The 13,673-nt window shown below is 64.9% G+C and carries 11 protein-coding genes, 1 tRNA gene and 1 other RNA gene; 6 read left to right on the forward strand and 7 right to left on the reverse strand.

What is annotated here, in order from left to right:
• Window positions 1–98: 98 nt before the first annotated feature.
• Window positions 99–187 (reverse strand) — tRNA-Ser (locus QP891_RS08935).
• A gap of 198 nt (window positions 188–385) precedes the next feature.
• Here QP891_RS08935 and ffs point away from each other — a divergent pair.
• The 6 genes from ffs (at window position 386) to QP891_RS08965 (ending at window position 6,110) form a co-directional block, all read left to right on the forward strand.
• An RNA gene (gene ffs, locus QP891_RS08940) (signal recognition particle sRNA small type) lies at window positions 386–482 on the forward strand.
• Between the two features lie 63 nt (window positions 483–545).
• A complete protein-coding gene (locus tag QP891_RS08945) occupies window positions 546–1,817 on the forward strand; it encodes an aspartate aminotransferase type Ic (protein WP_284770722.1) in 1,272 nt (423 codons plus the stop codon).
• Window positions 1,771–2,364: a hypothetical protein gene (locus QP891_RS08950; protein WP_284770723.1), complete on the forward strand. Its 594-nt coding sequence runs from the start codon at window positions 1,771–1,773 to the stop codon at window positions 2,362–2,364. Before QP891_RS08945 ends, QP891_RS08950 begins: the two co-directional genes overlap by 47 nt.
• Window positions 2,365–2,382: 18 nt before the next feature.
• Window positions 2,383–4,959, forward strand: coding sequence for a DNA polymerase III subunit gamma and tau (locus QP891_RS08955; RefSeq protein WP_284770724.1), 2,577 nt, complete (start codon window positions 2,383–2,385; stop codon window positions 4,957–4,959).
• A 56-nt stretch (window positions 4,960–5,015) separates the two neighbouring features.
• Window positions 5,016–5,381: a YbaB/EbfC family nucleoid-associated protein gene (locus QP891_RS08960; RefSeq protein WP_023024999.1), complete on the forward strand. Its 366-nt coding sequence runs from the start codon at window positions 5,016–5,018 to the stop codon at window positions 5,379–5,381.
• A 72-nt stretch (window positions 5,382–5,453) separates the two neighbouring features.
• Complete coding sequence (locus QP891_RS08965; protein WP_023029977.1) at window positions 5,454–6,110, forward strand: recombination mediator RecR; 657 nt, start codon at window positions 5,454–5,456, stop codon at window positions 6,108–6,110.
• 41 nt (window positions 6,111–6,151) lie between these two features.
• Here the strand turns inward: QP891_RS08965 and QP891_RS08970 are convergent, their stop codons facing one another.
• The 6 genes from QP891_RS08970 to leuA all read right to left on the reverse strand — a co-directional run bounded on the left by QP891_RS08970 (window position 6,152) and on the right by leuA (window position 13,654).
• Complete coding sequence (locus QP891_RS08970; protein ID WP_284770725.1) at window positions 6,152–7,243, reverse strand: HNH endonuclease signature motif containing protein; 1,092 nt, start codon at window positions 7,241–7,243, stop codon at window positions 6,152–6,154.
• Window positions 7,244–7,367: 124 nt separating this feature from the next.
• Window positions 7,368–8,141, reverse strand: a complete 774-nt coding sequence (locus tag QP891_RS08975; protein ID WP_284612742.1) for a type 1 glutamine amidotransferase — start codon at window positions 8,139–8,141, stop codon at window positions 7,368–7,370.
• Window positions 8,134–9,411, reverse strand: coding sequence for a Mur ligase family protein (locus tag QP891_RS08980; RefSeq protein WP_284770726.1), 1,278 nt, complete (start codon window positions 9,409–9,411; stop codon window positions 8,134–8,136). The genes QP891_RS08975 and QP891_RS08980 overlap by 8 nt, the downstream gene beginning before the upstream one ends.
• 27 nt (window positions 9,412–9,438) lie before the next feature.
• Window positions 9,439–10,719, reverse strand: coding sequence for an exonuclease domain-containing protein (locus tag QP891_RS08985; protein ID WP_410763659.1), 1,281 nt, complete (start codon window positions 10,717–10,719; stop codon window positions 9,439–9,441).
• Between the two features lie 300 nt (window positions 10,720–11,019).
• Entirely contained in the window at window positions 11,020–11,802 is a 783-nt protein-coding gene (locus tag QP891_RS08990; RefSeq protein ID WP_284770728.1) for a hypothetical protein, read from the reverse strand.
• 34 nt (window positions 11,803–11,836) lie between these two features.
• Window positions 11,837–13,654, reverse strand: a complete 1,818-nt coding sequence (gene leuA, locus QP891_RS08995; protein ID WP_284770729.1) for a 2-isopropylmalate synthase — start codon at window positions 13,652–13,654, stop codon at window positions 11,837–11,839.
• Window positions 13,655–13,673 lie beyond the last annotated feature (19 nt).

Consider the following 13,673-nt stretch of genomic DNA (forward strand, 5'->3'; position numbering starts at 1 on the left):
AACACGAAAAACCGGCACCCCAGAACAAAAACGACTGAGATGCCGGTTTGTCAACGATGTCGCGACTGACCTGTCAAACATGTCGCGACTCATGACAATGGCGGAGGATGTGGGATTTGAACCCACGAGGGGCGTGAACCCCGCACGCGTTCCAGGCGTGTGACATAGGCCGCTAGTCGAATCCTCCGAGAAGAAACATTAGCAGCCGTGGCAATTAGAATGCCAATCGCCTGGTCAGACGTAATTTCTGGGCAATTATTGGGCTTCGGTGGGGCAGGGTGGCGCGCTTACCGTACTGCTGCCGCTTACCGATGCCGCCCGCAGCCTCCGTCTCGCTCCGAGAGACGCGTATTTGGCTAATGTGGCCCGCGGGCGTTAGAGTAAAGGCAGGATTCCGCGTGGCGTCCATCCTCTGAACTCCCCCAGGGCAGGAATGCAGCAAGGGTCAGGAGGCTCTGACGGGTGCGCGGGGTCCCTTTTTTATGCAGGGTGCGTTAGTATTGGTGGCTAAACGTCGCACCACACTACGGAAGGTAGACATACTAATGTCGCTTCTTACTCTGGAATCGTCCGCCTTGGCAGAACTTGCCGCGAAAGTCCGCGAAGAATACGCGGACCTGAAAGCAAAGGGTCTCAAGCTGGATCTGACCCGTGGCAAGCCGTCGAAGGCGCAGCTCGATCTCTCCAATGCGCTGTTGTCGCTGCCAGGTGAGGGAAACTACACTGATTCTGAAGGCGCTGACCTGCGCAACTACGGCAACCTGAAGGGCGTAAAGAAGCTGCGCGAGCTGTGGGGCGAGCTTACCAATATTGACCCGGAGCTCTTGCTGGCCGGCGATAGCTCCTCGCTCAACATCATGTTCGACCTCATTTCTTGGGCCTATACCTTCGGTACCAACGATTCGCCGCGCCCGTGGAGCGAGGAAGAAAACGTCAAGTGGATCTGCCCCGTGCCTGGCTATGACCGCCACTTCGCCATCACGGAACTCTTCGGCTTCGAGTTGGTGACGGTGCCGATGGAAGACGACGGCCCAGATGTCGAGGCCATCGCGAAGCTCACCCAAGACCCGCAGGTCAAGGGCATGTGGCTCATTCCCATGTTCTCCAACCCCACCGGCGTACTCATCTCGGAGGACAAGACCCGCCGCCTGGCGGAAATGGACACCGCGGCGCCCGACTTCCGCATTGTGTGGGATAACGCCTATGCCGTGCACACGCTGACAGACGAGTTTCCGGAAGTCTTGCCGGTGCTGGACATCGCCAAGCAGGGCGGGCACCCCAACCGCTTCTGGGCCATGTCCTCGAGCTCCAAGGTCACCTTCGCGGGCTCTGGCGTGAGCTTTTTCGGGTCCTCGGCAGAGAACCTCGACTGGTACTTGGAGCACGCGGGCATCCGCGGCATTGGGCCGAACAAGATTAACCAGTTCGCCCACGCCGAGTTCTTCGGGTCCGCGGACGGCGTGCGCGAGCTGATGCACCGCCACGCCGAGCTGTTGGCGCCGAAGTTTGCCGCCGCGCGCCGCATCCTGGATGAGCGCCTAGGTGAGTACGGCGTCGCGGAATGGACCGACCCGGAGGGCGGCTACTTCATCTCCATGGACGTCGTCGACGGCACCGCCACCCGCGTGTGGGAGCTGGCCAAGGACGCCGGCATCGTGCTCACCAAGGCGGGCGCGGCCTACCCGCACGGACGCGATGAGAATGACCGCAATATCCGCCTTGCGGTGTCGCTGCCGCCGCAGGAGGAAATCGAGGAAGCCATCGACGGCGTTGCCACCTGCGTGCTCCTGGCGGCCATCGAAAAGGCGGAGGGCTAAAATCAACGCCGATGAATCCGCCGTGTGGCTCAGCGAGGTCATCCCGGCCCCGCTGGAGTTCCGGTACGTCGACGGGCGCAGGCTGGGTTTAGCCACGCTTGCCGATGCCCAATCCCTCGCCCTCACCACCACCTTCAACGACGTCGATACCGGCCTGCGCAGCGATGCCGAAGGCCTAGATGTGCGCTGCGAACTCGTCACTGTGGCGCGCGTGGGCCAGCCCGAAGTCGCCGCCGCCGTGGGGGCTGCGGCCGCGAAGTTGGAGAAGGCGGGCGGCCTCTTGCCCGCGCAACCCGGTGTCTTGCTGCCGTCACTTTTGGATCTCCCCGGCGAGCAGACCGTGCACCACGGGCTGCTCATCGCCCCGTACCTCTGGGGCGGGCAGACGCCGCAATACCGCGAGGAGAACCGCCTGACGCTCGTGCTGCAGCTGGTCATGCTGATGGATGCGGAATATGCGTTTGGGGTGGAAGAGGGCGTCGGCAAGCTGCAGGAAGCCGTGGCCGAGCAGGGCATTGACCTGCTGGACTGGTCGCGCGAGGGTTAGCCGGTAAACTGGCTAACCGTGGCTTTATACCGGAAATACCGTCCAGCAACGTTTGCCGAGGTCGTGGGGCAAGAGCAGGTCACCACGCCGCTATCTGCCGCCCTCGACGCGGGGCGCATCAACCACGCCTACCTCTTTTCCGGCCCGCGCGGCTGCGGTAAGACGTCTTCGGCGCGGATTATGGCCCGCTCGCTCAACTGCGAGCACGGGCCCACCTCGACGCCGTGCGGCAAGTGCGATTCGTGTGTGTCGCTCGCGCCCGGCGGCCCGGGCAACCTGGACGTGACGGAGCTCGACGCTGCCTCGCACAATGGCGTGGAGGACATGCGCGAGCTGCGCGACCGCGCCTACTATGCGCCGGCGGAATCGCGCTACCGCATCTTCATTATCGACGAGGCGCATATGATTTCCCCGTCCGGCGCCAATGCGCTGCTCAAGGTGGTTGAAGAGCCGCCCGAGCACGTGATTTTCATCTTTGCGACGACGGAGCCGGAAAAGATCATCGGCACCATTCGCTCCCGTACGCACCACTATCCCTTCCGCCTGCTTACCCCGCCCGCGATGAAGGGGCTGCTGCAAAAGACCGTGGCTTCCGAGGGCGTGCAGGTTGAAGACGCCGTCTATCCCATGGTCATTGAGGCAGGCGGCGGTTCCCCGCGCGATACCTTGTCGCTACTGGACCAGCTTTTGGCTGGTGCGGGGCCCGATGGCCTGACCTATGACCTCGCGCGCCCGCTGCTGGGCGTTACGGACGTCACGCTTCTCGATGACACCATCGCCACCCTCGCCGAGAACGACAAGGCCGGCCTTTTCGCACAGATCGACAACGTCATCGAGGCCGGCCACGACCCGCGCCGGTTTGCGGTGGATCTGCTCGACCGTTTGCGCGACCTGATGATCCTGCAGGCCGTGCCGGGGGCTATCGATGCCGGCCTGGTTTCCGCGCCCACCGACCGCGCCGAGGTGCTCACCTCCCAAGCACAGCGTTTTTCCGGCCCCCAGCTGACCTATCTTGCCTCGACGGTCAATGACCGCATCAGCGATCTGACCGGGGCCACCTCGCCGCGCCTGTTGCTCGAGATCATGTGCGCCCACTTGCTCATTGGTACCTCGTCCAGCGTGGCACCGAGCGCGGCGCCGAGTGCCGCCCTTGGTGCGGCATCCGCAGCCCAGCCTGCCCAACCCAGCGGCGCCCCGCAATCCGCACAAGCCGGCCAGCCCAACCATGCTGGCCAAGGCGCACAGTCTGCACAATCGGGTCAGGCGGCACCTTCTGCGGGAAACGGGCCAGCCTTTTCGGGCGCCCAAGATCCGCAGTCGGCAGCGGCTGCCATCATCGCGCGGCGCCGTGCAAAGTCCCAGGCGCCGCAAAACCAGGCCGGGTCGAGCTCCGATGCACCGTCGGCACCGCAGCAACAACAAAACCAGACCGCCGCGGGCACCGGGGCACCGGCTCCGGCACCGGAATCGACATCACCGTCAGCACTGTCATCGCCGTCTCAGCCTGAGCAGACACCTGAGCAACCGGAGGCAACGGCGCAGCATTCGCGGGCCGGACATGAGGACGCAGCGCAGTCTGCGCAGGCCACCCCGGCTGAGCAATCGGCGCAGCCGGCAGGGGATGGGAATGAGGAGCGATCTGTCTCACGGCTTGCGCAACCGAGCGCAGAATATATGCAGCCGGGGCAGCAGTCCGCGGATTCGCAGTCTAGCGATGTGCCTGAAAAGGACGCTTCGGCTACCGAGGGAAGCGGCGACGTAAAAACTGACGTCGGCGCGGATCCATGGGGCCAGGAGCGCCAGGTTCCGCAGAATGCGCCAGCCCGCGGCAACGGCCAGGCGGAACCACTGGAGAAACCGGTGCCGGCGGCGACAGAGCAGTCGGAGGGGCAGCAACAAGCCCAGGCAGAACAACCGCAACAGCAAGGGGCATCGGCAAGCGGCGATGACGGTGACTTCGTGGAGGCAGTGAAGAGGAAATGGGTGGAGCTGAGGGGGAGCGTCGGCAAGCGGAATAAGGTCGCTGAAATCATGCTTGCCGAAGCCCGCGTGCTCGGATTCCGCGATAACACGCTGACGCTGGGGCATACCACAGGTGCGCTGGCAGAACGCATCAATGCGCCGGCGAATAATTCCGTCATCGTGGACGTGCTACGGGAAGAATTCCAACGCGATATTCAGGTCAACTGCGTGGTGGGCACGGACCCAAAGACCGCCGGGTTCGATGCGCCGCGGGCGCCGCAAAGCAAACCCGAATGGAACCCCAACGCGCCCGAACGCGAGCCGAGCGACGACAAGGAGGCAGAGAGTAAGCCCGGGTGGCGCTCGCGCATCGCCAAGGCAACCGAGGCGGCGAAGCAACGCGATGACGAAATTGCGCGCACGCCGCAATTTAGCAACGGGGTGCCGCTGCCGCCCGAGCCGGAGGGCCCCGCGGACGAACCGCCGCCGGAAGAACCGCCGGCCTATACCCGCGATGACGAAGAACGCGACATGGTCGAAGCCGCGCAGTCCGCAGGCGAAATGGACCACCGCAGCGCCACCGAGGTGGCGATGGAGCTCGTGGAAAAGGAACTAGGCGCACGCCGTGTTTAGGACTGTGGCACGGTAGACTCGGGCGGTAGCAAAGCTATTGAGAAAGGACGAAAGCTATGGCTGAACAAGATTCCACCCCACAACCCAACGACATGAACGACCTCATCGCGCAGGCAGCGCAGGTGCAGGCCGAGCTGCAGAAGGCGCAGGAAGAAATCCTGGCCACCAATGTTGAGGGAAGCGCGGGCAATGGCCTGGTTAAGGTGACCATGACCGGTGGCGCCGAGCTGGTAGACCTGCAGATTGATAAGTCCGTGGTTGACCCTGAGGACATCGATACGCTGCAGGACCTGGTGATGGGCGCGTTTAAGGATGCCCACGCCGCTGCGGGCAAGTTGGCACAGGAAAAGATTGGTCCCCTGTCGCAGGGCATGGGCGGCCAGGGTGGACCGTCGATGGATGACATGTTCGGCGGCTTCTAGCTGCGCGATATTCTACAAAGGCCGTTGCCCCGATGATGGGGTCGCGGCCTTGACGTAATTTTGGGAGTTGTGGTGTTTGAAGGACCTCTGCAGGACCTCATCGATGAGTTTTCGCGCCTGCCGGGCATCGGCCCGAAGTCGGCGCAGCGTATCGCGTTTCATGTGTTGCACATGGAACCGGAGGATATTGAGCGCCTGCAAAATGCCTTAGGCGGCGTGCGCGACGGCGTTACTTTCTGCCGCATTTGTTGCAATATTTCGCGCGAGGATGTCTGCCGGATTTGCATCAATTCGCAGCGCGACGCCTCCACCATTTGCGTCGTGGAGGAGCCGAAGGACATCCAGGTTATCGAGCGTACGGGTGAGTACGAGGGCCGCTACCACGTCCTCGGCGGTGCGTTGGACCCGCTGGCCAATGTTGGGCCGAAGGATTTGAATATTTCCACGCTCCTCCAGCGGCTGGGCGGGGTGCTGCCGGATAGGGAGTTGGCGGATTCCACGCCAGAGGCCCCGCTTTACGACGACACCCCCACCATCCGCGAGGTCATCCTCGCCACAGATCCGAATACGGAGGGCGAGGCCACCGCGGCATACCTGGTGCGGTTATTGCGGGATTTTCCCGATTTAAAGATCACTAGATTGGCCTCCGGCATGCCGCTCGGAGGCGATTTGGAGTTCGTGGACGAGCTCACCTTGTCCCGTGCGCTTTCGGGGCGCTTGACTATCTAGGTGTCCGCAGCACCGGCCCGGGACTTTTGGTTTCTTGGGGTTTAGGGCACGTTGGCGGTGGGCCCGCGTGGCGCGCGGCCAGTAAAGACTGGGGGAGGCGCATTCGGCTCCGGTGGCGAGGCCGAGTGCGGCCGTGCAGCGGAACCCGGAGGGTCTGATGACGGGGCGGGGCGGCCCGCGTGGCGCGGATGCGGCGGCAGCCAGGCGATGCGCCCGTTGATGCGCGCCATCCGCCCCCGCCCCGGAAGGCCGTTGATGGAATTGTGGTACGGGCACAAAAGGCACATATTCGCCGGGTGGGTGTGGCCACCGCGGGCGTATTCGAAGATGTGGTGGGCTTGGCATTCAGCGGCGGGGCGCCTGCAAGCGGGCCAGGCGCAGCGCGCGCCTTCGGCCTCGAGCATGCGGCGCTGCTTGGCGGAGGCGTGGCGGGCACGGTAGAGGTTGACGGGGCCTTCCGCGGGGTGGATGAGGGTAAAAAGCCCGGCGCCGGCGAGCGTGCGACGGAGGAGATCAGCGCCGGTGATGGTGGCACCGTTGGTCATGGCGAGGCGGACTTCTGAGCCCTCGCCGCGCAGGATTTTCAGGTAATCCGGCAGCTCGATGATGACATTGGTGGTCACGCTGGCCGGCGCGACGGCACGGGAGCCGGTGAGCCAGGCGAGGGGATTATCCTTCGCGGTGGCCCAGATATCGGCCATTTCGGCGGCGGGGCCGGTAAAGCTCAGCGTGGTTTTCTCGCCGTGCAGGATGCGGCGCCCGCCGTCTTCGCGCTCGGGCGGTGGGGCGATTTCGCGCAGCAGGCGTGTGGCGGCGCGGGACACTTCGGCGGTGGTCCCGGCGGTAGCGCACAGGGTTTCGCGGAAGCGCCAGCGCTCGGTGGGATTTTTCACTCGCTGGGAACGGCGGGCGATGAGCGCGAGCGTGGCCAGGCTGTGCTGGTTGCGGCGCGCGGCGGCAAGGGTGCGGCGTTGATAGCGCGAGTGGCTGGTGGGCGCGAGGAAAGCCTCGGCAGTGCGGCGCAGCTCGCGCGCGTGGTCCGCAGGCAGGGGCAGGTCAGCGGCGGCGTAGGCTTCTTCAATCAGGTCTACGCCGCGCTTGGCGATGTCCCCCAGCTGCTCCAATAACGTCATGCCCCGCAGCCTAGGGTTGGGGCCTGGGAGCTACAAGGCGGCCGCGCCCGGCCTGTGGATAACTTGGCTCAAATCGGCCCTTTTGGGTCGTGAGGGCCGAGAATTGGCGAAGTTATCCACAGGCTTAGCGCTGGGAGCGCGGTGGCTCGGCGGCGTTGAAGCGCTCGGTGCGCAGGCGGTCGACGGCGGGGATATCCAGCGGATCGAGATCGGCGAGCGGGACACCCATGGCTTGGGCGAGGAGCAGATCCGCGAGCTGCGGGTTGCGGGCCAGGGCGGGGCCGTGCATATAGGTGGCGATGACGCTGCCCTGCACGGCGCCTTCGTAGGTGCGTTGGGTGGAGCCGTCGGCGAGGTCTGCGGTGGCGGCTTGGTCGGCGTTGCCATTGCCGCGGGTGAGGGTTCCCAGCGGTTGGGCGGACGGGCCGAGGATGGTCGCGCCCAAGTGGTTTTCGAAGCCGGTGAGCGGCTCGGTGAGATCTGCGGTCACGCCGGCGCCGGTAGGGGTGGAAGATACCTCGCCGATGGCGCGGTCTTGCATGCCGGCGGTGGTGGCATCGATAAGCCCGACGCCATCGATAACCCGGCCGGAAGCGCGGAAGGACTCGCCCAGGACCTGCAAGCCGGCGCAAATGGCCAAGATGGGGCGGCCGGACGTGGCGGCGCGGGTTAGCCCGCCATCGGCAATGAGGTGTTCTGCGGCAAGAATCTGCGCGGTGTCTTCGCCGCCGCCGATGGTATAAATATCCAGCGTCTCGGGCACGGGTTCGCCAAGCCGGATGGGGTGAATTTCGGCGTCGAGGCCGCGCATGCGGGCGCGTTGGCGCAGCACGAGGGCGTTGCCGTCATCGCCGTAGGTACCGAGGACATCGGGAAGCACTAGGCCGATATTAAGCATTATTAGCCTCCTTGGACAGGGCCTTTTTCAGATCGCGGAAGGCGGTGTAATTGGCAAGGACCTCGATGCGGCCCTCGGGGCAGGCGGCGAGCGCATCCATGGGGTCTGGGATGAGCTGGTGGGTGATATCCGCGTAGACGAGGCGGACGGCAAGGTCGGTTCCGCGCTCGCCGGCGGCCTTGACGCTGAGCCCGTTAAAGCCCTCGAATTTTACGTCCCAGAGCCAGGACATGTCGATGCCATCGGCAACCTGCCCGTTCGTGGCGATGACCAGCCCATCGGCGCTGCGGTCCACCATGGACAGGGCCTCTTGCCAGCCGGCGGGGTTCTTGGCCAGCAGCAGGCGAATCTCGCGGCCCTTCCAGTGGATGGTGGAATACCGGCCGGCGACGTCATCGATGCTTTCTGCCGCGGCAATAGCGCGATCCAAGTCCACGCCGAAGCCCTCGACAGCCGCGGCGATGGCCTGCGCCGCGTTACCGCGGTTGGCACGGCCCGGCAGCGCCAGGTTCAGCGGGCGCTTTGCGGTGGGGGTAATAACGCCATGCTTGTCGATGCCCCACGTCGGCTGCGGGCGGCGGAACTCGCGGCCATCGGCAAGCGGCTTTACTGCGTACCAGTCATCCTCGGTGCGCACGACGTGGCCGCCGGTGCGCGGGCAGGTGACGGAATCGCCGAGCCAGCCGGCACCGGCAGAAACCCAGATGACGTTCTTGGCGTCGTAGGCAACCGAGGTCATGAGCACGTCATCGCAATTGGCGATGACCAACATGTCCGGGTGGGCCTCCACGGCGCCGCGGAGAGCGCGCTCGATCTTGTTGATCTCGCCGACGCGGTCGAGCTGATCGCGGGTGAGGTTGAGCAGCACAAGCGCCTGCGGGTTGAGGTTATCGGCGACGTGCGGCACGTGCAGCTCGTCGACCTCGAGGACGAGGTGTGAGGCGTCCTTGCCCGCCATGAGCGCGGAGATGATGCCGGCGTCCATGTTATCGCCGCCGTCATTGGTGGCGACCTGGTGTTCGGCGCGGACCGCGGCGGCGAGCATGCGGGTGGTGGTGGACTTGCCGTTGGTGCCGGTGACCAGCACGGCCGGGCGCCCGCCGCCCAGGTTGGTCATGATGGAGGGGTCAATGGCATTGGCGATAAGGCCGCCGATCATTCCGCCGGCGCCCCGGCCGGTGGCGCGGGAAGCGGTGGTGGCCAGCTTCGCGGCGGATGTCGCGGCGGTGGTGCGCAACTTCTTCAAGGCACCCGGGACTGAAAAACTCATGCCCTCTAGGGTAGCCGGGGAAGTGGGCTAGGCGTTGTTCTTGGGCGCCGAGCCGCCAGAATTTCGCCGCCCCCGGCCGCGCCCGCCGCGCCTACGCCGCCGTTTCTGGCTCTTGCTCTGGTTATTTCCGCCGCTCATCTGCGGGGGCTGGCGCCGCGCAGTGGTGGGGTCTTCGATGCGGGTGAGGGCATCGAGAAACGCGGCATCAGACATCAGCGGGATGCCCTTGCGCTGGGCGTGCATGGCCTTGCCCACGAGATCCGTGGTGACATTGCACACGACAAGCGATGCCTCGCGGGTGAGCTTTTCCGAATAGTTCAGCTCCTCGCGCATGAGGGCGGAGATAATCGTATCCGGGTCCTCTAGGATTTCGGGGGCCACGACAATTTCCATGCCGCGGCGCAGTTCCTTGCCGGGCTCGTATTTTCCGGGGTTGTGGTGCTGCACGGGGGCCTCGGCGGCATCGACGCGCACGTGCGAGCGTTGCAGGCCAAAGCGGTCGGCGCGGACATCGTCTGGGGCATAGCTGCGCACCGGGCCGCGCTGTTGGTGCTGGTAGAGCTGGATGAGCAGCTCCGTCTCCTCGCGCGAGGTCTCCTGCTCTGGACGCCGGGCGCGTTCCACCGTCGCCTTAGGATCAGCATCCAAGCCATTCTGCTTAGCGACGCCCCTCAGCCGCACATCATTCGACCGCACGCCCTGCGCATACGAGGTGGCCAAGGTATCGATGATGCGCACGGGCGCGGGCATGTGGCCCACCTTTTGGCGGCGGCGCTTGCCTTTATTGCGACCGCGGTTGCGCGCGCGGTTTTGACGTGCGGCGGTCATCATGGCGCGGCGGGCCTCGGCGACGATAAAGCCCCAGGTATAGGGGATATCGTGAACGACGAGGGTGCGGCCATCGATAAGCTTATCCAGCGATTTGAGGACTCTGCTAAAGGCAGGGGCCTGCTCAATATCCGCGACGGTCAGCCCGTGGAGGTGGTGTGGGCCAGCATCGATATCCGGCTTGAGCACGGCGTGGAAGCGCTGGCCAATATCGCCGGCGTTATCAAAGGCCACCGCATCAATGGTGACGATGCGCCCGGTCGACGGGTGGATGCCCGTGGTCTGCAGCGTGAGGGCTACGTAGGGGTGCTTGGTGACGGTCTCGGCCTTGTCCGGCTGCTTTTGCGGTGCGCTGTCCGCGCTGGATGCGGACGGAGCAGCTGAAGCAGCGGGGTCGGCTGGGGTTTTCAGTGTCGCCGGCCCGCCGGAGGGGCGGACGGCGCGGCGCGGCCGAGGCCGGCGCGGGCCTGGTTTGGCCATACCTGTGCTGTTGGGGACGCTGGTGCTGGATTCGCTTTGGGAGTTGGGGCCCGGCTTGCGCTGCTGTGCCGCAGCCTTGGTCTCCGGTTGGGCGGCGGAGTTGGCTGCGGAGTGAGGGGACGCCTGGGCGTGGGTCCTAGCCGCATGCTGGGACGCCATAGTCGCCGGCGAGGGAGCCTGCGGCGACTGTGGGGAGGGGCCAGGTGTGTTATTCATCAGCCTTAGTCTAGTATCCCGGAATTCCTGTGGCGGGACAGGGCGCGCCGGACCTTTTCGTTGCCTAATCCGGTTTAGTGGACACTAAACCGCGACGATGAATACGGTCACCAGCGCCACGACGGCGACCACGGCAATGGCCGTGACCCACCACCCAGTGCGGCGCGTGGGCTCCGGGGTGGCGGTGACGGCGCGAAAGCTGCTGGTTTCGAAGGTCTCGGTCGCCGCCTGCGTGGTCGGGGTGGCAACGGCCACGGAGTCTTCGTTGGAAGCGGGCAGCGGATCGCCGGCGTAGATGCTCAGCACGCGATCGTTGCCGCGCGGGGCGTGGTAGGCGTGGGCGAGGATGGGGGCATCGGCAAGCGGGGGCAGCGAGGGACCCGGGGACAGGGTGGTGAGGAATTTAGGGCCGAAGAAGACATCGACGGCGTCGGTGGAAGGCACCAGGTTGACTAGCACGTGCATCCGGGCCTGGGCCGGGATATCGAGATCTGCGGGGAGATCGGTGATATCGATGGGCGGGGCATAGCCGAGCATCGTATAGGGCCCGCCGGGCGGATTATTCGCCGGCAGGCAGAGCCCGGGGCGGGGAAGCAGGAGGGCGACGTGGCCATCGGCATGCGGCTGGGCTGTGGCGGCTGGGGTGAGACCGGCGCGGAAAAGGAGGTCGATCTCGGGGTATTCCGTGCGGTCCGCGGCGCTGATGGTGCCGATCTGGCCCTGTGCTTCCACGCTTAAACCGCCCTCCTGGCTGGGAGCCAGGGTGACGGTAAAATCCTCCGTGCCCTTCACCGATGCGCCGTGAATGGGCAAGGCCTGCACCGCGCCGAGGCCGCGGTGGGGGATGAGGTAGGTAGAAGAAGGCATAGTCGATCTTCTACCATGTCGGCCCGCGCCCGCGTTATGCCAACGCGCGGTTTACTGCGGAGGTAATCGCGTTGATGGAGGCGCGGGTCGTGGAAGCGGCGATGCCTGCGCCCCAGACCTTGTTCTGGTTGACGTCGGCGGCAATGTAGCAGGCGGCCTCGGCATCATCGCCGGCCGAGCGCGATTGCTGGGAGTAGTCGATGACATCGAAATCGATGCCCAAGGACTCCAGCGCATTGGCGTAGGCGGCAATGGGGCCGTTGCCGGTGCCGGTGACCTCGGATTCCTTGCCGTTATAAGTCACGGTGGCGGTCACGGTGGCATCGGTATCATCGGCGGAAATATTGTCGATCTCAAACGATTCCAGGTGCAACGGGGTGGTGCGGTCCAAGAATTCGGTGGCGAAGATGTCCCACATATTCTTGGAGTTGACCTCGCCGCCTTCGGTATCGGTGATTTCCTGCACGACGGTGGAAAACTCCGCCTGCATGGCGCGCGGCATATTGATGCCGTGGTCGGTCTTCATGATGTAGGCGACGCCGCCCTTGCCGGACTGGGAGTTGACGCGGATAACGGCCTGGTAATCGCGGCCCACGTCCTTCGGGTCGATGGGCAGGTAGGGCACCTCCCAGATGGCATCGCGCAGCTCTTCCCAGCTGACGTCGGTGGAATTGGCCTCCGGACGCACCGTTGCGGCCAGCGCGTCCAAGCCCTTATTGATGGCATCCTGGTGCGAGCCGGAGAACGCGGTAAAGACCAGTTCACCGCCGTAGGGGTGGCGCTCCGGGACACGCAGCTGGTTACAGTACTCCACGGTTTCGCGGATCTTGGGCAGATCGGTGAAATCGATCTGGGGGTCAACGCCCTGAGTGAGCATGTTCAGGCCCAAGGTCACCAGGTCCACGTTGCCGGTGCGCTCGCCATTGCCAAACAGGCAGCCCTCAATGCGGTCGGCGCCGGCCATATAGCCCAGCTCGGCGGCGGCAACGCCCTCGCCGCGGTCATTGTGGGGGTGCAGCGAAATCAAGATGGAATCGCGCCGGGCCAGGTTGCGGTCCATCCACTCGATGGAATCGGCGTAGACATTCGGCGAAATCATCTCCACCGTGGACGGCAGGTTGATGATCATTGGGTTCTCGGGGCTGGGATCCATGATGGCGACCACGTCATCGCAGACCTCGCGGGCGAAATCCAGCTCGGTGCCGGTAAAGGACTCGGGGGAGTATTCCCAGCGCCAGTTGGTATCGGGGTAGTCGGCGGCGATGGATTTGATGAGCTCGGCGGCATCGGTAGCCAGCTTCTTGATTGCCGGCTTGTCCTTGCGGAAGACCACGCGGCGCTGCAGCTTCGAGGTGGAGTTATAAAAGTGCACGATGACGTTCTTGGCGCCGGCGCAGGCCTCGAAGGTGCGGCGGATCAGGTGTTCGCGGGCTTGGACGAGGACCTGGATGGTCACGTCCTCTGGAATCTTATCGCCCTCGATGATTTCGCGGACGAAGTTGAAGTCCGTCTGGGAGGCGGACGGGAAGCCGACCTCGATTTCCTTGTAGCCCATCTGCACCAGCAGGTCGAACATGCGGTGCTTGCGCTCGGGGCTCATGGGATCGATCAGTGCCTGGTTGCCGTCGCGCAGGTCCACGGCGCACCACTGCGGGGCGTGGGTGATCTTCTTTCCCGGCCAGGTGCGGTCCGGCAGGTCGATGTCCTCGACCTCTACGGCGAAGGGTTGGTAGCGCTCGAAGGGCATGGAGGAGCCGCGCTGCTTATTCCACGCAGGCTGTCCCTCGCGGGGAGGGCCTGCAGGGGTGGTGATTTCGCGGGGTGCGCTAATGAAGGAATCGTTGGGAGACATGGGGGTGCGGTGTCCTTAA

This window comes from Corynebacterium sp. MSK310 (genome assembly GCF_030227355.1).
Lineage (GTDB): Bacteria > Actinomycetota > Actinomycetes > Mycobacteriales > Mycobacteriaceae > Corynebacterium > Corynebacterium rhinophilum.